This window comes from Arenibacter echinorum (assembly GCF_003259375.1).
In the GTDB taxonomy this organism is placed as follows: Bacteria; Bacteroidota; Bacteroidia; order Flavobacteriales; family Flavobacteriaceae; genus Arenibacter; species Arenibacter echinorum.
In genome coordinates this window covers 185,174-203,984 of record NZ_QLLN01000005.1, presented here as the reverse complement: position 1 = coordinate 203,984, position 18,811 = coordinate 185,174, and the positions used below count along the sequence as shown (strand labels likewise).

At 39.0% G+C, this 18,811-nt stretch carries 24 protein-coding genes; 20 read left to right on the top strand and 4 right to left on the bottom strand.

The window, feature by feature from the left end; all coding sequences use genetic code 11:
- Positions 1–5: 5 nt before the first annotated feature.
- From LV92_RS14180 to LV92_RS14165, 4 genes are all read right to left on the bottom strand, one after another.
- A complete protein-coding gene (locus LV92_RS14180) occupies positions 6–1,469 on the bottom strand; it encodes an aryl-sulfate sulfotransferase (protein ID WP_111624296.1) in 1,464 nt (487 codons plus the stop codon).
- Positions 1,470–1,585: 116 nt separating this feature from the next.
- On the bottom strand, positions 1,586–2,506 hold the full coding sequence (locus LV92_RS14175; protein ID WP_111624295.1) for a hypothetical protein: 921 nt from the start codon (positions 2,504–2,506) through the stop codon (positions 1,586–1,588).
- Positions 2,507–2,523: 17 nt separating this feature from the next.
- The gene (locus LV92_RS14170) at positions 2,524–4,224 is read right to left on the bottom strand and encodes a SusD/RagB family nutrient-binding outer membrane lipoprotein (protein WP_111624294.1); all 1,701 of its coding nucleotides are present in this window, start codon (positions 4,222–4,224) and stop codon (positions 2,524–2,526) included.
- 11 nt (positions 4,225–4,235) lie between these two features.
- A complete protein-coding gene (locus LV92_RS14165) occupies positions 4,236–7,397 on the bottom strand; it encodes a SusC/RagA family TonB-linked outer membrane protein (RefSeq protein WP_111624293.1) in 3,162 nt (1,053 codons plus the stop codon).
- 572 nt (positions 7,398–7,969) lie between these two features.
- Here LV92_RS14165 and rpsL point away from each other — a divergent pair.
- The 20 genes from rpsL to rplF all read left to right on the top strand — a co-directional run bounded on the left by rpsL (position 7,970) and on the right by rplF (position 18,807).
- On the top strand, positions 7,970–8,344 hold the full coding sequence (gene rpsL, locus LV92_RS14160) for a 30S ribosomal protein S12 (protein ID WP_031445118.1): 375 nt from the start codon (positions 7,970–7,972) through the stop codon (positions 8,342–8,344).
- Between the two features lie 77 nt (positions 8,345–8,421).
- Positions 8,422–8,898, top strand: coding sequence for a 30S ribosomal protein S7 (rpsG, locus tag LV92_RS14155; protein ID WP_111624292.1), 477 nt, complete (start codon positions 8,422–8,424; stop codon positions 8,896–8,898).
- A 9-nt stretch (positions 8,899–8,907) separates the two neighbouring features.
- Positions 8,908–11,040, top strand: coding sequence for an elongation factor G (fusA, locus tag LV92_RS14150; RefSeq protein ID WP_111624291.1), 2,133 nt, complete (start codon positions 8,908–8,910; stop codon positions 11,038–11,040).
- An 11-nt stretch (positions 11,041–11,051) separates the two neighbouring features.
- Complete coding sequence (gene rpsJ / locus LV92_RS14145; RefSeq protein WP_010230113.1) at positions 11,052–11,357, top strand: 30S ribosomal protein S10; 306 nt, start codon at positions 11,052–11,054, stop codon at positions 11,355–11,357.
- A 159-nt stretch (positions 11,358–11,516) separates the two neighbouring features.
- Entirely contained in the window at positions 11,517–12,137 is a 621-nt protein-coding gene (gene rplC, locus LV92_RS14140) for a 50S ribosomal protein L3 (RefSeq protein ID WP_111624290.1), read from the top strand.
- Positions 12,137–12,766: a 50S ribosomal protein L4 gene (rplD, locus tag LV92_RS14135; RefSeq protein ID WP_031445114.1), complete on the top strand. Its 630-nt coding sequence runs from the start codon at positions 12,137–12,139 to the stop codon at positions 12,764–12,766. The genes rplC and rplD overlap by 1 nt, the downstream gene beginning before the upstream one ends.
- Positions 12,767–12,773: 7 nt before the next feature.
- Entirely contained in the window at positions 12,774–13,064 is a 291-nt protein-coding gene (gene rplW, locus LV92_RS14130; RefSeq protein WP_103440715.1) for a 50S ribosomal protein L23, read from the top strand.
- Between the two features lie 9 nt (positions 13,065–13,073).
- Positions 13,074–13,898 carry a 50S ribosomal protein L2 gene (gene rplB / locus LV92_RS14125; protein ID WP_111624289.1) on the top strand — a complete coding sequence of 275 codons (825 nt, stop codon included), beginning with the start codon at positions 13,074–13,076 and terminating at the stop codon, positions 13,896–13,898.
- A gap of 13 nt (positions 13,899–13,911) precedes the next feature.
- On the top strand, positions 13,912–14,190 hold the full coding sequence (rpsS, locus tag LV92_RS14120) for a 30S ribosomal protein S19 (protein ID WP_103440713.1): 279 nt from the start codon (positions 13,912–13,914) through the stop codon (positions 14,188–14,190).
- 3 nt (positions 14,191–14,193) lie between these two features.
- Positions 14,194–14,601 carry a 50S ribosomal protein L22 gene (gene rplV / locus LV92_RS14115; RefSeq protein WP_103440712.1) on the top strand — a complete coding sequence of 136 codons (408 nt, stop codon included), beginning with the start codon at positions 14,194–14,196 and terminating at the stop codon, positions 14,599–14,601.
- A 10-nt stretch (positions 14,602–14,611) separates the two neighbouring features.
- A complete protein-coding gene (gene rpsC / locus LV92_RS14110) occupies positions 14,612–15,334 on the top strand; it encodes a 30S ribosomal protein S3 (protein WP_031445110.1) in 723 nt (240 codons plus the stop codon).
- Between the two features lie 20 nt (positions 15,335–15,354).
- Positions 15,355–15,774, top strand: a complete 420-nt coding sequence (rplP, locus tag LV92_RS14105) for a 50S ribosomal protein L16 (RefSeq protein WP_103440710.1) — start codon at positions 15,355–15,357, stop codon at positions 15,772–15,774.
- Positions 15,775–15,791: 17 nt separating this feature from the next.
- A complete protein-coding gene (rpmC, locus tag LV92_RS14100) occupies positions 15,792–15,983 on the top strand; it encodes a 50S ribosomal protein L29 (protein ID WP_111624288.1) in 192 nt (63 codons plus the stop codon).
- Between the two features lie 13 nt (positions 15,984–15,996).
- On the top strand, positions 15,997–16,254 hold the full coding sequence (rpsQ, locus tag LV92_RS14095) for a 30S ribosomal protein S17 (protein ID WP_031445107.1): 258 nt from the start codon (positions 15,997–15,999) through the stop codon (positions 16,252–16,254).
- 2 nt (positions 16,255–16,256) lie between these two features.
- Positions 16,257–16,625, top strand: a complete 369-nt coding sequence (gene rplN, locus LV92_RS14090; protein ID WP_111624287.1) for a 50S ribosomal protein L14 — start codon at positions 16,257–16,259, stop codon at positions 16,623–16,625.
- 13 nt (positions 16,626–16,638) lie between these two features.
- The gene (gene rplX / locus LV92_RS14085) at positions 16,639–16,953 is read left to right on the top strand and encodes a 50S ribosomal protein L24 (RefSeq protein ID WP_111624286.1); all 315 of its coding nucleotides are present in this window, start codon (positions 16,639–16,641) and stop codon (positions 16,951–16,953) included.
- Positions 16,954–16,955: 2 nt separating this feature from the next.
- On the top strand, positions 16,956–17,507 hold the full coding sequence (gene rplE, locus LV92_RS14080; RefSeq protein WP_111624285.1) for a 50S ribosomal protein L5: 552 nt from the start codon (positions 16,956–16,958) through the stop codon (positions 17,505–17,507).
- Between the two features lies 1 nt (position 17,508).
- Positions 17,509–17,778 (top strand): 30S ribosomal protein S14, encoded by a 270-nt coding sequence (gene rpsN / locus LV92_RS14075; protein ID WP_111624284.1) that lies wholly within the window; start codon positions 17,509–17,511, stop codon positions 17,776–17,778.
- A 67-nt stretch (positions 17,779–17,845) separates the two neighbouring features.
- On the top strand, positions 17,846–18,244 hold the full coding sequence (gene rpsH, locus LV92_RS14070; RefSeq protein WP_103440704.1) for a 30S ribosomal protein S8: 399 nt from the start codon (positions 17,846–17,848) through the stop codon (positions 18,242–18,244).
- Between the two features lie 20 nt (positions 18,245–18,264).
- The gene (rplF, locus tag LV92_RS14065; RefSeq protein ID WP_111624283.1) at positions 18,265–18,807 is read left to right on the top strand and encodes a 50S ribosomal protein L6; all 543 of its coding nucleotides are present in this window, start codon (positions 18,265–18,267) and stop codon (positions 18,805–18,807) included.
- The last annotated feature ends 4 nt before the right edge of the window (positions 18,808–18,811 follow it).

Sequence of the window (18,811 nt, the reverse complement as noted above, 5' to 3'; positions counted from 1 at the left end):
AAAATCTATTGACTACAGTTCCCAATATTAAAATTAAGCTCAATAGGATCGCCCGGTGCAATATTTTTATTTGAAAATCCAGGGAAATTCTCACTGTATTTAAGAGCCATAAATATATTGCTGATGGGTTCTTCGCCTTGATGTAATATCTGGCCCGAATTTGTTTCCGGGTTAATGTATTCCCATACAATTTCATTGTTGGAATTAATCTCAAAAATTTTACCTTTGGTTCCCTCACAAATCAAAGTGTTGCCGTTTGGTAACCTTTGTACACTAGATAATATTTTGGAAAAAAAATCCCCTTTATTGGGTGCTTTATAGGACCATTCAGGCTGTATTGGTCCAAAAGAGGATTCTTCATCATAGATGTAATTTCCAAAAGAATCAACGGGTGGTATAATGATATCAATAGACGAATGATTGGGGTTTCTACCGGTACCGTTGTTGAATAAAATAATTTTATCTTGATCTTTAAGGCCTTTGTCAATCCATTGTGCATTGTGCTGTCCAAACAATAATTGGTTCATTTCCGAACCTTGATTGTAGGCTATGGGATTCCCCCATCTATATAAAATATCTCCTCCTTTGCCCATCCTTCCTCCATTGTTTGTAGCGGCTTCTTCCTTTGAGGTAGAATGGTCAATTATATATATTTCATTCAATTTTTGTGAACTTAATATAATTTGATCCAAAGACTCGTTAAATTGTAAGGAGTTAAAATGAAGCCAATCTTTTTCTCCCGTCGAAATCCCTAAAAAATTAATATTGATCAATTGAGGATTTAATGAAATACTGCCAAAGTTTTCTTTGGTGCTATCAAGGTCTTGTATTAAATGATCCCAAGCATTCCATTCCCAAACAATATTGCCGCCGTTATTACCTTGAGGTTCTATTTCTATGACCTGTTCATTATATAATTCACCTTCGGTTATATATTGTGGGTCCCGGCCTGCTGCAATAGCCTCTTCATATGTTTTCCTTGTCGCGGCCAATAATAAGATATTGCCATTTTCCATGGGGTAAAGTCCGTGGTGTTGGCTATATAGGGAGGTAGAGTAGATATATTGCCACGTTTTGTCTCCATTCCAATCAAATTTTTCTATTATTCCGCCCAACCCGCCATAGGTGATATTTGGATTGTCGTATTTCCCTGCTCTAAGCAAGGAACCGTCCTCTAGTAAATAATAAGCACCACCTCTATCATAATCGCTGATCCAATGATTAATAACTTGCCCGCAGTTGTTTATTAAATAGGTGTCCTTGTGGATAGTGAATAAGGTGTATCCAGCGTAAACTTCAGAGCTGTATTTAATAGTTCCTAGAGTGTTATTGTTTGGAATTTTAATAGTGTCTATAGCTGTGATAGGATCTGGTTCTGGAGTATTGGTGTTAGTTGGTCCTTCATTAGAACATCCCATTATAAACAAGAAAAACACAGAAATTAGTATGGAGCCAATAAACTTTGACATTAGTGAAAATTTCGTTTTTAATAAAAATATTAATTTTTTACAGATCAATTATTTAGACAATAGGAATGAAATAAAAAAAAGCGGCCACTAAGGCCGCTTTTTAATTTTATACTGAGTTACCTGGTAAATAATTGCGGCCAATCCAATCCGCCTTCCCTAGTAATTACAACTGTGCCAGAATCTCCATAGTCATTAGTCCATGTCATGGTTAACTCAGGACCGGTTACATCCGTAATTACCCAGATGTATTCTAGACCATATTGGTCGAGGCCTCCGGAAATGATTTCACCACAAACCTCGCTAAAAGTGGCTCCACCACTTGTGGCTGGGCCATCGTTCCAGCATGATGATTCGTATTGGCCAAAACCTAGGTCGGAAGTGAGGTAAGTACCTCCACCCTGGTCGGTCCATGTAACAGTTCCAGTGACCTCTCCGGTAGGACAGGCTGTAGGACTGTTGGCTGCTTGCAGATTGGTCGTAACGTATGTATGGGTTCCTCCCAAATTTGATTTACAGGATACAACATAATCCAATTTGACTGTGAAATTCGTGTAAGCGTTGAAATCTGCAGCATAATAATTTGGTTCTCCTTTACTATTAAGAACTTCAAGTTTGGAGCCATCTTTAAAGGTATAGGATGTAAAAAATTTAAGGACATCTCCTACTTGTATGTCAGCAGCACTATTTAGTTCTGAAAAGGCACCTATTATTTGGGTCCCAGTAATTGAATACTCCTTAGGGTATTCGGTAACCCCGGCATCCAAGGTAATTGGTCCGTACAAATCACCATCTACAGTAAGGTAGTACGCCTTTAGGTCAAAGGATGTAGGTTCTCCTACACCTACACCAACTGTGAACTGTAGGTTTAGATTAGTTATTCCTGTAAGATCAATAAAATCAGGGCTTCCAGCTACCATTTTAAAATCGGGTAGGGCACCATTGGTCGTAGTGATTGCCGAAGTGCCTCCGTCATCATCACAAGACGTATTTAGCACAAATAGGGCTAAAAAAAGGCTTAATATATATATGTTTTTCATGTTATGAATTTTATCTATTAATTATCCCAAAATATTTTATAGGTCGTAGCATCCTTCTGGGCAGGTGCATTCTCATTAACGTTCAATTCGGCTTGTGGCCAGAATAGGGAAACCTGGTACGGTCTTGTCAATGTTGTTTCACTGTCATTTAATGGCCAAGCATCTCCATTGTCCAATTGGTATTCAGGAGAGGGTCCATTGGGGTTAGCCAAAATAGGGTAGCCTGTTCTTCTGTAATCATTGTACTGATCGTAGGGGTCACCAAAGGTGGACACCCATTTTTGGGTCATGATAATTTCCATTTTCTTTGCATCGGAAGCCGCATCAAATTCGACCAAAATGCCATCGATAAAATTAGATACTCCAGTAGAGCCGATAAGTTTTGGGACAGATTGACTTGTTTCTGAATTGCTGACTACCTGATCTACTTTTGCAAAAGCAGCGGTCATGGCTTCTTCCAATTTTGCCTTCGCATCCCCAGCGATCAAGCTTGCCTGAATTAATTCGGCCTGAATAAATAAAAATTCATGATATGTTAGCATTCTGTGGGGAGCAGCACCTGTCCCTGCATTGGTATCGGCGGCTCCACCTTGACCATCATCGTATTTACCCCCTGCAGGATATATTCCTGGATAGGTCGAAGAATTTCTGGAAGCAAAATCCCTATTGGCACTTACGCTACCAAATCTAATGGTATGGAATCCTGTATTTTTATCCCAATAATCGGCTTTTGGATCACCTGTTGTTGGATCCCCAACATCTGGAGGCAATTGTCCAGGGGTTAATTGATTAAAGAAATAGTAGGGCAATCTTGGATCAGCCACTCCATTGTGAATGTTTGGGTTCCACCCTTTTAAGATCTCATAGAACCAAGGACTGGCATAATGCGTAGCCTGTCCAGCCAAATAAGAATCAGTGTATAGGGGATTTCTTTCGTCAGAAGGGGATTGTGTTGTTGAATATGGATATTCAAAATCATCTGCAATTCCGGACATGAAATTATCTGCTGCGACCAAGGCGCTCAGCTTACCGGCATCAAACATGCTTGACAATCTAATTTCATTATAGAGCTTTAGTTTAAGGGTATTGGCAAACCTAGTCCATTGAGTTATGCTACCACCATAAAATAGATCTTGGGTACCAGGATTTATACCTTGGCCACTATTGATGTTCGCAATGCCTTCGTCGATCAATGTTAGGGCATTTTGGTAGATATCTTCTTGTTTATCGAATACAGGGCTCACTAAACCATCGGCTAATTGAGCCGCCTCAGTAAATGGAGCATCACCCCATATGTTTACAATAATGGTTGCGGTATATGCTTTGATAATTTTCGCCATACCTACCATGATCATTTCATTTTCCTCGGTCCCTTGGTTAATGATGATGTCTGTTTCGCCAAATACGGAATAGGCATTGTCCCATGTATTCTGTATATTGGAATTATCTTGCCTTGTTCCGTATTGATCTTGTTCTTCACGGTACGTAAATTGGTGTACATAGGCAGAAAGTATTTCTGCCGAAAAAAGTTCAAATTCAGTGATATCGTTAAAATTAGTTTCAATATTGGTCAATAACTGATCCAAGGGTGCTACCGTAGGGTTATTGGGATCTGTATTCACATCCAAATAGTCACTACAATTATAGAAAAGTAAGGATACCAATGCTGCGGCGAACATGGTACGGCCTTTCAGATTTATTTTGAATATATTTTTCATAGTTCTTTTTATTAAAATGTTACATTAATCTTAAAACCATATCTTTTGGAACTTGGCGCAGATTGAGTTTCAATGCCTTGTAGGTTGGATGCTCCATAGGCAGTTACGTCTGGGTCGTAATTGGTATACTTAGGTACGTTTGGTGCAAAATACCAAAGATTATTACCAATTAGGGCGATGGATAAAGAACCAATAAATGTTTTCTCAAGAAACCTTTTTGGTAGATCGTATGCCAAGGCAACTTCTCTTAACCTAAACACGGTACCATCATAAATGGTGCCCTCATCTACTGTGTTAATACCAAAAGTATTACCACTGGTGGTAGGCGAGAAATATAGGTTGTTCATTGTAATTTGTGTGGTGTTCGGAATTTTGTTTCCTGAACCGTCCAAAATAGGTTCTCCCGTAGTTGGGTTTCCATAAAAACCAGGTATTATAAAGGTGCGTTCCCGATCTTCGGTATCCTTGGTTACCCCTCTACCCAATAATGCAGCCAAACCTGATGAGGAAAAATCCCCTCCTTCTTTCCAATCAACCTGAGCTCTCAGGCTTAGAGTTTTATATTTAAAAGTGTTGGTGAACCCAATTTTAAAATCGGGTGTCGGGTCTCCTACAACCGCATCTGATGTAGCTTGTAGAATACCACCGCTCCCTTCTTCAATAAGATAGTTGCCCTCTTCATCCCTGGCGAAAGCCGTGCCATAAAAAACACCATATGGCTGTCCTTTTTGAACATAGGCAATCTGGTTAACATCAATGGGAAATCTTTCCAATCCATCAATCAAATCTTTAACTTCATTTTTGTTTTTGGTAAATGAAGTAAAGGACGTCCAGCTAAAGTTTTCGGTTCTTACGGGTATCAGTGTCAATCCAACTTCAACTCCCTTGTTTTCCATTTCACCTATATTGGTCAAGAATGAGGTGTAACCTGTAGATGTCGGAACATTTACTTCAGAAATCAAGTCGGTCGTCGTCTTCTGGTACCAAGTGAAATCAATCATAACACGTCTATTGAAAAACTCTAGATCAGCACCAATTTCGAATTCCTCTGTGTTTTCAGGAACCAAGTCGGGATTCCCCAAGGTGGTTGGTACAAATACAACAGGTTGTCCGGCATATACGTCGCCTAGGCCAAATACTTTGTTGATTTGGTATGCATCGGCATCACGGCCAACGTTGGCCCATCCCCCTCTAATTTTACCGTAGTTAAGTATATCGCCACCAATGTCAAAGGCATCGGTAAAAATAAATGATGAGGAAACGGATGGATATAAGAAACTGTTGCCATTTTTCGGTAAGGTTGAAGACCAGTCATTTCTGGCAGTGGCATTTAAGAATAAATAATCCTTATAGCTTAGCCCCATATCACCAAAAACACCCACTATTCTTTTTCTCGTAGTATCATTAAAGTCTGCCGTTACGTTGGCAGTATTTTTAATGGTAAATATATCATCAGCGATAAGGCCTGTACCGGTATATCCAACGTCGTGTGTGGATTTTTGGTTAACATTGTTCCCCACCAATAAGTTTAGGTTCAGATCTTGGGCCAAATCATAATTAAAGGTTAATAGGAATGTAGATTCAATTTCTTCACTGTCGTAATCTTGGGTTCTTACTTGGCCTATACCAGCAGCTGCCCTAGAACCTTTGTCAGTGATTTCAACCCTACCCAAGTCATACTTGTTTATACCTAATTGATATCTCGCATTAATGTGGTCGTTAAAATCATAAGAAAAATTCACATTGGCAACAGTTCTATTAACACTACTTATGATCTGGTTGTGTTTCCATGACCATAAAGGGTGGTCATAACCGCCATTTGGAACTACAGGTGCACCGGTCACTGGGTGCTCATAGGGTAAGTTGAAATCCCATGTCCTTCCAAGCACCATTGTTCTTGCAAAGGAGGAAGCTGCTCCGGCAAATTGATTTTCCCCAAAGAAAGCACCTACTTGTTCACTATCGGAATAACTTAAATTGGCTCCGACCCTTAAACCATTTTCCAATTTAAAATTACCCCCTGTGGAAATATTGGTCCTTTTGTATGTGTTATAAGGGATATATCCTTCTTGATCAAGATTAGAAAGTGTCAGGCTAAAATTGGAATTTTCGTTTGCCGTGCTTACGTTAATTGAATTATCACGGACAATACCGGTCCTGAACAAATCCTTCACATTGTTCGGTTGTGCTACATAGGGAACAGTTGGTCCAAATAAATCTGGGAAAGCAGCTAAAAGCGGTCCCCAGGTGGGAATAGTTTCTAGGGAGTCAAATCTAGCACCCCAAGAACCGTTGGCATTATTGTAATTGAAGTTAGTACCGTTACCGTATGTATTTTGGTATTCTGGAAGGTTGGCTATTTTTTCAAAATAAAGCCCGCTATTCAGGGAGACTTCAAATTTCTTATTTGAAAATCCGCCCGACTGACCCGATTTTGTTGTGATAACAATAACCCCGTTAACGGCTCTGGAACCGTATAGTGCCGCAGCCACAGCGCCTTTTAGCACTTCAACATTGGCAATGTCATTTGGGTCCAAAGAGGATATCCCAGATTCATAGCTACCACCACTATCGGTAACCTGATCGGAGGTTTCCAGTTCATCATTACTATAAGGAGTACCATCTACAACAAATAATGGTTGGTTTCCTCCTTGAAATGAAGTTGTTCCACGAATATTGATTTTGTTAGCAGCTCCGGCAACCCCTGTTGAAACGTTAACATCAACTCCAGGTACTTTACCGTTAAGGGAACGTATAAGATCTGGTTCGGAATTCTCTGTTATATCTTCCGATTTTACGGATGCAACCGAATACCCTAAGGATTTTGGCTTTCTTTTAATCCCGAATGCCGTAACAACCACTTCTTCCAATGCCTGTGCATCTTCCTCCATTTGCACGTCTATGGTATTGCTGGCGCCTATGGTCATTCTAACATTTTTCTGGCCTATATATGAGAATACCAAAACCTCGCCCACGCTAGCATTGATGGAATAAAGTCCATCAAAATCGGATTGGGTTCCTGTCGTCGTACCTTCTACCAGGATATTCACTCCAGGTAGAGGCAGACCGTCTTGGTCCGTAACCGTACCTGAAACCGTTTTTTCTTGTGCAAAGGATAATTGCACAATCAACGCTAGAAACAGCGTTAGGATTCCACTTAACTTTGTTTTCATTTTATGTTTATTTGAATTAGCAACTGCAAAAATCTTAAATCCCTGTTAATAAAACAACTTTTCGGATCAGTTTATTATGCACGCATAATAAAAAAGTGTTAAAAATGGCAGTTTAGGCGTTAAAGAATGCATTTTTAACACATAAATACGTGATAATTTTACATTTAAAACATTGCTCTGACTTTTTTGTAGGATTTTTTTTCAATAAATAAGTTAATATATTGACAATTTCGCAATAATCACAATTTTGGAGGGTTATTTGGGCTTTGGATTGAGTTATCTTTTATGATTAATCGATTAAGCTGATAATCTGTTAAAACATCGATAGTTTTTATGGTAAATATTCTTGGTTTTAAACGTGTTTTGATTCAAATTTCGCAATCCCAATTATTCATTTTTGGTTCTTTTGAATCTTTATTAAAAGGTGCAATTGGATCTAATTCTGAGCTAGTGAATATGTTGCGGATAAAAAATATAAAAAATAAATAGCGTAGGGTTTGAATTATTGTGAATAATTACTACATTTGCCAGCCCTTAAAAGAGGGGTTAAGTTTTTATTATACAAAAATAGTATGCCAACAATTTCACAATTAGTACGAAAAGGAAGAGTCACGATTACTAAGAAGAGTAAATCGGCTGCTTTGGATTCGTGTCCTCAAAGAAGAGGTGTATGTACACGTGTTTATACTACCACTCCTAAGAAACCAAACTCTGCAATGCGTAAAGTTGCAAGGGTAAGGTTGACCAACGGGAAGGAAGTTAACGCTTACATACCAGGTGAGGGTCACAATTTACAAGAGCACTCGATAGTATTAGTAAGAGGCGGAAGGGTAAAGGATTTGCCAGGAGTTAGGTATCATATCGTTAGAGGTGCCTTGGATACAGCAGGTGTTGCTGGAAGGACACAACGTAGATCTAAATACGGAGCAAAACGCCCTAAGAAGTAAAAATTTGTTAAAGGTTGCATATTAAATGCTAAGTGCTTTTAATATATGACTATTGACCATTAACTCAAAAAGAAGAAATGAGAAAAAAGCAGGCAAAAAAGAGACCACTTTTACCAGATCCAAGGTTTAATGACCAATTGGTGACCCGTTTTGTTAATATGATGATGTGGGATGGTAAGAAGTCCATAGCCTTTAAAGTTTTTTACGATGCTATTGATATCGTAGAAGAGAAAAAGACAGACGAAGAAAAAACCGCATTGGAACTTTGGAAAGATGCATTGTCCAATGTTATGCCTCATGTTGAGGTAAGAAGTAGAAGGGTAGGTGGTGCTACATTTCAGATTCCTATGCAGATCAGACCAGATCGTAAGATTTCAACCGCTATGAAATGGCTTATTAGTTATGCTCGTAAGAGAAACGAAAAGGCAATGTCGCAAAAATTAGCAGGAGAAATTTTGGCTGCAGCAAAAGAAGAAGGTGCTGCGGTTAAGAAAAGAACAGATACCCATAAAATGGCAGAAGCGAACAAAGCATTCTCCCACTTTAGATTTTAATAAGCAGAAATGGCAAGAGATTTAAAATTAACAAGAAATATTGGGATTGCTGCTCATATCGATGCAGGTAAAACAACTACGACAGAACGTATCTTGTTTTATACTGGTGTGAGTCATAAAATTGGTGAGGTTCATGATGGTGCTGCCACAATGGACTGGATGGAGCAAGAGCAGGAGCGTGGTATTACGATTACTTCGGCTGCTACGACTTGTGAGTGGATTTTTCCTATGGAGAATGCGGAGCCAACAGCAGATGCGCAATCCTACCACTTTAATGTAATAGATACCCCAGGTCACGTGGATTTCACGGTTGAAGTAAACCGTTCTCTGCGTGTATTGGATGGCTTGGTATTCTTGTTCAGTGCGGTTGATGGTGTTGAGCCACAATCTGAAACGAACTGGAGATTGGCCGATAATTATAAAGTTCCTCGTATTGGTTTTGTTAACAAAATGGACCGTCAGGGGGCTGACTTCCTAATGGTCAACAAACAAGTTAAGACCATGTTGGGATCCAATGCAGTGCCTATTGTTTTGCCTATCGGAGACGAGGCTGACTTTAAAGGTATTGTGGATTTGGTGAAAAACAGGGCTATTGTATGGCATGAGGATAATTTCGGAGCAACTTTTGATGTTGTTGCTATTCCGGAAGATATGAAAGAAGAGGTTAGGGCGCGCAGAGCTGAATTAATAGAAGCTGTTGCTGAGTATGACGAAACTTTAATGGAAAAATTCTTCGAAGATGAGGATTCCATTACCGAAGATGAAGTTCATGCTGCCTTGAGAGCTGCTGTTATGGATATGAGTATCATACCTATGATATGTGGTTCCTCATTTAAAAATAAAGGAGTTCAATTTTTATTGGATGCCGTTTGTCGCTATTTGCCTTCTCCATTGGATAAGGATGCGATTACAGGTACTAACCCTGACACTGAGAAACCAGAGTCTAGAAAGCCAAGTGTTAAGGAGCCGTTTGCTGCTTTGGCATTTAAGATTGCTACCGATCCATTTGTTGGTCGTTTGGCATTCTTTAGAGCATATTCAGGTAGATTGGATGCAGGTTCTTATGTGTTGAACAATCGTTCAGGTAACAAAGAGCGTATTTCCAGAATTTACCAAATGCACGCCAATAAGCAAAATGCGGTAGATTTTATTGAAGCTGGGGATATAGGTGCAGCTGTAGGTTTTAAGGATATTAAGACAGGGGATACTTTGTCGGATGAAAAACATCCAATAGTATTGGAAAGTATGAATTTTCCTGACCCGGTAATTGGTATTGCTGTTGAGCCTAAAACTAAGGTGGATGTGGATAAATTAGGTATGGCTTTGGCTAAATTGGCTGAAGAAGATCCTACTTTCCAGGTAAAAACTGATGAAGCTTCAGGCCAGACTATTATCTCTGGTATGGGTGAGCTTCACTTGGACATTATTGTTGACCGTTTAAGACGTGAGTTTAAGGTTGAGGTAAATCAAGGAGAGCCACAAGTTGAATACAAGGAGGCGTTAACGAAAACTGCTGCACATAGGGAGGTTTATAAAAAGCAATCCGGTGGTCGTGGTAAATTTGGTGATATCGTCTTTGAGATGGGGCCTGCTGATGATGATTTTGTTGGTACTGGTTTACAGTTTGTTGATGAAATTAAAGGTGGTCGTATTCCAAAAGAATTTGTAGGTCCTGTTCAAAAAGGATTTGCTGCCGCTATGAAGAATGGTCCATTGGCCGGTTTTGAAATGGATAGAATGAAGGTGATTTTAAAGGATGGATCTTTCCACCCTGTGGATTCCGATGCACTATCTTTTGAATTGGCTGCGAAAATGGGTTATAAAGCTGCTGGTAAGGCTGCTGGAGCAATAATAATGGAACCGATCATGAAAATGGAGGTTCTAACTCCAGAAGAAAACATGGGAGATATCGTAGGAGATCTTAACCGTAGAAGGGGAGTTGTTACCAATATGGATGATAGAGCCGGAGCCAAAGTAATTAAGGGTGAAGTGCCTTTATCCGAAATGTTTGGATATGTTACTTCTTTAAGAACTTTGTCTTCAGGTAGAGCAACTTCAACAATGGAATTTTCACATTATGCTGAGACTCCTTCCAATATTTCGGAAGCGGTTATCAAAAAAGCAAAAGGATTAACAGCTTAAATCGTACTAAGATGAGTCAAAAAATTAGAATTAAATTAAAGTCGTACGACCATAACTTGGTAGATAAATCTGCTGAGAAGATCGTAAAAACGGTAAAGACTACAGGTGCGGTGGTAACTGGACCAATTCCTTTGCCAACACATAAGAAAATATTTACGGTTTTGCGTTCACCGCACGTAAATAAGAAAGCAAGAGAGCAGTTCCAATTAAGTTCTTACAAAAGACTTTTGGATATTTACAGCTCTTCATCAAAGACTATCGATGCCTTAATGAAGTTGGAACTTCCTAGTGGTGTTGAGGTTGAGATCAAGGTTTAGTTCTGATTTCGGAATTCATAATTCGAAATTATGAAAGACATGTCCCGAGCGTTTCGCGAAGGAAAAACGGAAAAAAATATATTCAGGGTTGAATTATTTTTTGACCCTGTTTTTTTGTCGATAATTTAAATAGTAATTAATTAATAATCAATTATAAATATGTCTGGGTTAATAGGTAGAAAAATAGGTATGACCAGCATTTTCGATGAAAATGGAAAGAATATTCCATGTACAGTAATCGAAGCTGGACCATGCGTAGTTACCCAAGTCAGAACCGCAGAGGTCGACGGGTACAATGCCCTTCAGCTTGGTTTCGATGACAAGGCAGAAAAACGTGCTAATAAAGCGGCTACAGGTCACTTTAAAAAAGCAGGAGCTTCTCCTAAGAAAAAAGTCATGGAATTCAGGTATTTTGAAGAAGGTGCGCACAAATTAGGGGATACTCTTGGAGTAGATCTTTTTGTAGAAGGAGAATTTGTTGATGTAATCGGTACCTCAAAAGGTAAAGGTTTTCAAGGTGTTGTTAAAAGACACGGCTTTGCCGGTGTTGGTCAATCAACCCACGGTCAGCACAATAGGTTAAGAGCTCCAGGTTCCATTGGTGCTGCTTCATATCCTGCAAGAGTTTTTAAGGGAATGAAAATGGCTGGTAGAATGGGTACTGATAGAGTTACCGTTCAGAACTTGAGAGTATTGAAAATTGTTCCAGAAAAGAACCTTTTAGTAGTAAAAGGTTGTGTTCCTGGTCATAAGAACGCTTACGTAACTATTGAGAAGTAATGAAGGTAGCAGTTTTAGATATTAAGGGAAAAGAAACAGGTAGAAAGGTTGAGCTTTCGGACGCTGTATTCGCAATAGAACCAAACAATCATGCTGTTTATTTGGATGTTAAACAATATTTGGCACACCAAAGACAGGGTACGCACAAATCAAAAGAGCGTGCTGAAATAGCAGGTAGTACAAGAAAGATCAAAAAACAAAAGGGTACAGGTACTGCTCGTGCGGGTAGTATTAAGTCTCCGGTGTTTAGAGGTGGTGGACGTATATTTGGACCAAGACCAAAGGATTATAAGCAAAAATTGAACAAAAATGTTAAGCGTTTGGCCAGAAGGTCTGCCTTAACATTGAAGTCAAAAGATAATGCTATAATGGTGGTTGAGGACTTTAATTTTGAAGCCCCAAAAACTAAGGATTTTAAGCAATTTTTAAAGTCTTTGGGCTTGGAGAATAAAAAATCCTTAATTGTGTTGGGTGATTCAAATAATAACGTATATTTGTCCTCACGCAATTTAGAGCGTTCTGAGGTTATAACTAACTCAGAATTAAGCACTTACAAAATATTAAATGCTAACAACCTAGTGTTGTTGGAAGGTTCTTTGGAAGGAATCGAATCGAACTTAATTAAATAAGCGAACCATGGGTGTGTTGATAAAGCCAATTATTACGGAAAAAATGACTGCTGATAGCGAGTTACACAATCGTTATGGTTTTCTTGTTGATCCAAAAGCCAACAAGATTCAGGTCAAGGAAGCGGTAGAAGCTACTTATGGTGTTTCTGTTGAGAAAGTTCGAACAATGAATTATGGTCCTTCGCGCAAGTCGCGTTACACCAAGACCGGTGTACAGCACGGAAAGACAAGTGGTTTCAAAAAAGCCATTGTTGATGTAGCAGAAGGAGATATTATTGATTTTTACAGTAATCTATAAAGACAAAAAATGTCAGTTAGAAAATTAAAACCAATCACTCCTGGGCAGCGTTTTAGAGTAGTAAACGGATTTGACGCCATTACTACTGATAAGCCGGAAAAAAGCTTGCTTGCTCCGTTAAAAAAGTCGGGAGGTAGAAACAGTCAAGGAAAAATGACCATACGCCAAAAAGGTGGAGGTCATAAAAGAAGGTATCGTGTAATTGATTTCAAAAGGGATAAGCAAGATGTTGCTGCCACTGTCGAATCAATTCAGTACGATCCCAACAGAACAGCTTTTATAGCTTTATTGGCGTATGCTGATGGTGAAAAGAGATATATTATTGCTCCTAATGGTTTACAAGTAGGGCAAGAAGTATCTTCTGGTGCCGGGGTTGCTCCAGAAATCGGGAATGCACTTCCTTTGAGTGAAATACCTTTGGGTACTATCATATCTGGAATTGAATTACGTCCTGGTCAGGGAGCTGTAATGGCAAGAAGTGCTGGTACATTTGCCCAGTTAATGGCGAAGGACGGTAAGTTTGTTACCATTAAATTGCCATCGGGTGAAACCAGATTGGTTTTAGCGGATTGTTTGGCCACTATAGGTGCCGTATCTAACTCTGATCACCAATTATTGGTGTCAGGTAAGGCTGGTAGAAGTAGATGGTTGGGAAGAAGGCCAAGAACAAGACCAGTTGCAATGAACCCTGTTGATCACCCCATGGGTGGTGGAGAAGGTAGGGCTTCTGGAGGTCATCCTAGATCTAGAAACGGAATTCCTGCTAAAGGATATAGGACCCGTTCCAAGACCAAGAGTACCAACAAATATATTTTAGAACGTAGAAAGAAATAAAAAGTAGAAAGAAATGGCACGTTCATTAAAGAAAGGACCTTACGTTCACTATAGTTTGGATAAAAAAGTCCAAAACAACGTTGAATCTGGTAAAAAGGCAGTCATTAAGACATGGTCTAGAGCTTCTATGATTACTCCTGATTTTGTAGGTCAGACAATAGCGGTTCACAATGGAAAGCAATTTGTACCTGTTTTTGTAACAGAAAACATGGTGGGTCACAAATTAGGTGAATTTTCTCCAACAAGATCTTTTAGGGGTCATGCCGGAGCAAAAAATAAAGGTAAAAAGTAAGCTATGGGAGTTCGTAAAAAACAAATGGCCGAAAGAATTAAGGCAGAAAAACAGCAAATAGCGTTTGCAAAATTGAATAATTGCCCTACTTCCCCTAGAAAAATGCGCTTGGTAGCGGATTTGGTTAGAGGTGTAAAAGTGGAAAAAGCGCTTGCTATTTTGAAATTCAACTCAAAGGAATCATCACGTAGATTGGAGAAGTTATTGTTATCTGCAATAGCCAACTGGCAAGCTAAGAATGAGGATGCAAGTGTTGAGGAAGCTGAACTTTTTGTTAAGGAAATCAGAGTGGATGGTGGAAGTATGTTGAAAAGACTACGTCCTGCTCCACAAGGAAGAGCACATAGAATTAGAAAACGTTCCAACCACGTTACCTTGGTTTTGGGATCTAACAATAACACACAAAGCTAGAGCATTTAGTATGGGACAGAAAACAAATCCAATCGGAAATCGTCTAGGAATTATCAGAGGATGGGAATCTAACTGGTACGGTGGAAACGATTATGGTGATAAACTTGCCGAAGACGATAAGATCAGAAAATATGTTCATGCACGTTTGGCGAAAGCAAGTGTGTCTAGAATTATTATTGAGCGTACTCTAAAGTTGATTACGGTTACCATTACTACTGCTAGACCAGGTATTATCATTGGTAAAGGTGGTCAAGAGGTAGATAAATTAAAAGAGGAGCTTAAAAAGATTACGGACAAGGAAGTTCAGATCAATATTTTTGAGATAAAAAGACCTGAATTGGACGCTAATCTTGTTGCTGCCAGTGTAGCGCGTCAGATTGAAAGTAGAATTTCTTTTAGAAGAGCTATAAAAATGGCAATCGCAGCGGCCATGAGAATGAACGCTGAGGGAATTAAAATTCAGATATCTGGACGTTTGAACGGAGCTGAAATGGCAAGATCCGAATCTTATAAAGATGGTAGGATTCCCTTGTCTACTTTTAGAGCTGATATAGATTATGCTTTGCATGAAGCTCATACTACCTACGGAAGATTAGGGATAAAGGTGTGGATCATGAAAGGTGAGGTTTATGGAAAGAGAGAGCTTTCTCCATTGGTTGGTATGGCTAAGAGCCAGGCGCCAGGTAAAGGTGGTAAGCAAGAAGGACCGAAGAAACAACGTCGTAGAAAGTAATTTTTTAAAGAAGTAAAGAAATGTTACAGCCAAAAAGGACTAAGTTCCGAAAAATGCAGAAAGGTCGTATGAAAGGGATCTCTGGAAGGGGTCATCAGCTTTCAAACGGTATGTTCGGTATTAAATCAATGGATACCTCTTTTATAACATCGCGCCAAATTGAAGCAGCTCGTATTGCGGCAACTAGGTACATGAAGAGAGAAGGCCAATTATGGATCAAAATATTCCCGGACAAGCCTATCACCAAGAAACCTTTGGAGGTACGTATGGGTAAAGGTAAAGGTGCTCCAGAGTATTTCGTAGCTGTGGTATTACCAGGAAGGGTTATGTTCGAGATTGCCGGTGTGTCTCTTGATATTGCAAAAGAGGCTTTGCGTCTTGCGGCACAGAAACTACCAGTAAAAACGAAATTTATTATTGCTAGGGACTATTCTGCTTAATATAATTGCAAGGTATCATGAAACAATCAGAAATAAAAGAATTATCAGTTGAGGGGTTAAAGGAAAAGAGTGCTGAATTTAAAAAGCAGCATTCTGATTTAAAATTGGCTCATTCGGTTACACCATTGGAAAACCCTTTACTTATAAGAAAAGTGAGAAGAACGGTGGCTAGATTGGCAACTGAATTAACTAAAAGGGAATTACAATAATTGGTTCTGCTTTATGGAAAAAAGGAATTTAAGAAAAGAGAGAATAGGAGTTGTCACTAGCAACAAAATGGAGAAATCAGTAGTGGTTTCAGAAGTTAAACGTGTTAAGCACCCTATGTACGGTAAGTTCGTGTTGAAGACTAAGAAATATGTTGCGCACGATGAAAAGAACGATTGCAATATTGGCGATACGGTTAAGATAATGGAGACTCGTCCATTGAGTAAGACCAAATGTTGGAGATTAGTGGAAATCATTGAAAGAGCTAAATAATTATGTTACAGCAAGAATCTAGACTAAAAGTAGCGGACAATACGGGGGCAAAAGAAGTTTTGACCATTCGTGTGTTGGGAGGTACAAAAAGAAGATATGCTTCTGTTGGGGATAAAATTGTAGTTGCCGTTAAGGAAGCTACTCCAAACGGAGCTATTAAAAAAGGTGCGGTTTCCACAGCAGTTGTTGTAAGAACAAAGAAAGAAGTTAGAAGACCTGATGGTTCTTATATTCGTTTCGATGATAATGCCTGTGTACTTTTGAACCCAACCGGGGAAATGAGAGGTACACGTGTTTTTGGACCGGTGGCCAGGGAACTTCGTGATAAGCAGTTCATGAAAATTGTATCATTGGCTCCAGAGGTGCTTTAATAAAAATAGCAAAATGGGAAAATTAAAAATCAAAACAGGGGATACTGTTAGAATTATTGCCGGAGACCACAAAGGGGTAGAGGGTAAGGTTGTAACTGTAGACCGTGAAAAAAACAAGGCGATCGTTGAAGGAGCCAATATGGTGTCCAAACACGAAAAGCCAAGTGCTAGCAATCCTCAAGGAGGGATTGTTAAGAAAGAGGCTCCCTTACAGATATCCAATCTGTCTTTGATCGATCCAAAATCTGGAGAGACCACTAGAGTTGGATTTGAGGTAAGAGATGGTAAGAAAGTAAGATTTTCTAAGAAATCTAAAGAAGTAATTTAGTTATGGCTTACGTTCCAAGATTAAAACAGGAATATAAAGAAAGAGTTGTTAAGGCTCTTAAGGAGGAGTTTGGTTACAAAAATGTAATGCAGGTTCCTAAATTAGAAAAAATTGTTGTTAGTAGAGGTGTTGGTGCCGCTGTAGCGGATAAGAAACTTATAGACCATGCGGTAGATGAGTTGACCAATATCACTGGCCAAAGAGCAATTTCAACGATGTCTAAAAAGGATGTTGCTGCATTTAAATTACGTAAAGGAATGCCAATTGGGGCAAAAGTAACCTTACGTGGAGAGAGAATGTACGAATTCTTGGATAGATTGGTGACAACTGCATTACCTAGGGTAAGGGATTTCCAAGGAATTAAGGCCACTGGTTTTGATGGAAGAGGGAATTATAATCTTGGTATTACGGAACAAATCATATTTCCGGAAATAAACATTGATAAAATTAACAGAATCAATGGGATGGATATTACATTTGTAACCTCTGCGGAGACAGATAAAGAAGCTCAATCATTATTAACCGAATTAGGACTACCTTTTAAAAAGAATTAGTATGGCTAAAGAATCCATGAAGGCCCGTGAGGTCAAAAGAGAAAAGACTGTAGCTAAATATGCTGAGAAGAGAAAGGCCTTGAAAGAGGCTGGTGATTATGAGGCGTTACAGAAATTACCTAAAAATGCTTCTCCTGTTCGTTTGCACAACCGTTGCAAGCTAACTGGTAGACCAAAGGGTTACATGAGAACTTTCGGTATATCTAGGGTTACCTTTAGGGAAATGGCCAATAATGGTCTTATACCTGGAGTAAGAAAAGCTAGCTGGTAATAAAAGAGTATAAACTGGTTTCAGGTTTAACAATTGTGTTAAAAACCGTTACCGTAAATCAATAATTATGTTTACAGATCCAATTGCGGATTATTTAACGAGAATTAGAAATGCAAGTAGCGCCGGCCACAGGGTGGTTGAGATTCCTGCCTCTAATTTAAAGAAAGAAATTACTAAAATATTATTCGATCAAGGATATATTTTAAGCTACAAATTTGAAGATAACGCGGTTCAAGGGACTATTAAAATAGCCTTGAAATATGACAAATTCACAAAAGAGCCGGTTATAAAGAAAATTAAAAGAGTTAGTACACCAGGACTTAGAAAATATGCTAACTCAGAGGAGTTGCCAAGAGTATTAAACGGTCTTGGTATTGCTATTATTTCTACTTCCCATGGTGTAATGACCAGTAAGCAAGCAAAGCTTGAAAATGCAGGTGGGGAAGTATTATGTTATGTTTATTAATACTATAAAGATTTAGAATAATGTCTAGAACAGGTAATAATCCAATAGCAATTCCAGAAGGAGTAACCGTAGAGGTTAAGGAAGATGTTATTACCGTAAAAGGTAAGTTGGGAGAACTCTCCCAAGAATTTTCTGGTGCTGCTGTTAAGGTTGAGGATGGTCAAGTTTTTGTTACAAGACCTTCAGATTCCAAGGAGCATAAAGCGAAACATGGTCTTTATAGATCATTGTTCTTTAATATGATCGAAGGAGTTTCTAAAGGATGGGTAAAGGAATTGGAATTGGTAGGGGTAGGATATCGTGCCAGCAACCAAGGACAAACATTGGACCTAGCTTTAGGGTTTTCACACAACATCGTTTTGGATGTGGCTTCAGAGGTAAAAGTGGAGACTGTATCCGAAAAAGGAAAGAATCCAATTATAAAGCTAAGTTCGCATGATAAGCAATTAGTGGGGCAGATTGCTGCTAAGATTAGATCTTTCCGTAAGCCAGAGCCTTACAAAGGAAAAGGAATTAAGTTCGTTGGTGAACAATTAAGAAGAAAAGCTGGTAAATCGGCTTAATAAT

Excerpts from the sequence above, each read along its gene's own strand:
- LV92_RS14180 (WP_111624296.1), bottom strand. The coding sequence starts at position 1,469 with ATGTCAAAGTTTATTGGCTCCATACTAATTTCTGTGTTTTTCTTGTTT.
- LV92_RS14175 (WP_111624295.1), bottom strand. The coding sequence starts at position 2,506 with ATGAAAAACATATATATATTAAGCCTTTTTTTAGCCCTATTTGTGCTA.
- LV92_RS14170 (WP_111624294.1), bottom strand. The coding sequence starts at position 4,224 with ATGAAAAATATATTCAAAATAAATCTGAAAGGCCGTACCATGTTCGCC.
- LV92_RS14165 (WP_111624293.1), bottom strand. The coding sequence starts at position 7,397 with ATGAAAACAAAGTTAAGTGGAATCCTAACGCTGTTTCTAGCGTTGATT.
- rpsL (WP_031445118.1), top strand. The coding sequence starts at position 7,970 with ATGCCAACAATTTCACAATTAGTACGAAAAGGAAGAGTCACGATTACT.
- rpsG (WP_111624292.1), top strand. The coding sequence starts at position 8,422 with ATGAGAAAAAAGCAGGCAAAAAAGAGACCACTTTTACCAGATCCAAGG.
- fusA (WP_111624291.1), top strand. The coding sequence starts at position 8,908 with ATGGCAAGAGATTTAAAATTAACAAGAAATATTGGGATTGCTGCTCAT.
- rpsJ (WP_010230113.1), top strand. The coding sequence starts at position 11,052 with ATGAGTCAAAAAATTAGAATTAAATTAAAGTCGTACGACCATAACTTG.
- rplC (WP_111624290.1), top strand. The coding sequence starts at position 11,517 with ATGTCTGGGTTAATAGGTAGAAAAATAGGTATGACCAGCATTTTCGAT.
- rplD (WP_031445114.1), top strand. The coding sequence starts at position 12,137 with ATGAAGGTAGCAGTTTTAGATATTAAGGGAAAAGAAACAGGTAGAAAG.
- rplW (WP_103440715.1), top strand. The coding sequence starts at position 12,774 with ATGGGTGTGTTGATAAAGCCAATTATTACGGAAAAAATGACTGCTGAT.
- rplB (WP_111624289.1), top strand. The coding sequence starts at position 13,074 with ATGTCAGTTAGAAAATTAAAACCAATCACTCCTGGGCAGCGTTTTAGA.
- rpsS (WP_103440713.1), top strand. The coding sequence starts at position 13,912 with ATGGCACGTTCATTAAAGAAAGGACCTTACGTTCACTATAGTTTGGAT.
- rplV (WP_103440712.1), top strand. The coding sequence starts at position 14,194 with ATGGGAGTTCGTAAAAAACAAATGGCCGAAAGAATTAAGGCAGAAAAA.
- rpsC (WP_031445110.1), top strand. The coding sequence starts at position 14,612 with ATGGGACAGAAAACAAATCCAATCGGAAATCGTCTAGGAATTATCAGA.
- rplP (WP_103440710.1), top strand. The coding sequence starts at position 15,355 with ATGTTACAGCCAAAAAGGACTAAGTTCCGAAAAATGCAGAAAGGTCGT.
- rpmC (WP_111624288.1), top strand. The coding sequence starts at position 15,792 with ATGAAACAATCAGAAATAAAAGAATTATCAGTTGAGGGGTTAAAGGAA.
- rpsQ (WP_031445107.1), top strand. The coding sequence starts at position 15,997 with ATGGAAAAAAGGAATTTAAGAAAAGAGAGAATAGGAGTTGTCACTAGC.
- rplN (WP_111624287.1), top strand. The coding sequence starts at position 16,257 with ATGTTACAGCAAGAATCTAGACTAAAAGTAGCGGACAATACGGGGGCA.
- rplX (WP_111624286.1), top strand. The coding sequence starts at position 16,639 with ATGGGAAAATTAAAAATCAAAACAGGGGATACTGTTAGAATTATTGCC.
- rplE (WP_111624285.1), top strand. The coding sequence starts at position 16,956 with ATGGCTTACGTTCCAAGATTAAAACAGGAATATAAAGAAAGAGTTGTT.
- rpsN (WP_111624284.1), top strand. The coding sequence starts at position 17,509 with ATGGCTAAAGAATCCATGAAGGCCCGTGAGGTCAAAAGAGAAAAGACT.
- rpsH (WP_103440704.1), top strand. The coding sequence starts at position 17,846 with ATGTTTACAGATCCAATTGCGGATTATTTAACGAGAATTAGAAATGCA.
- rplF (WP_111624283.1), top strand. The coding sequence starts at position 18,265 with ATGTCTAGAACAGGTAATAATCCAATAGCAATTCCAGAAGGAGTAACC.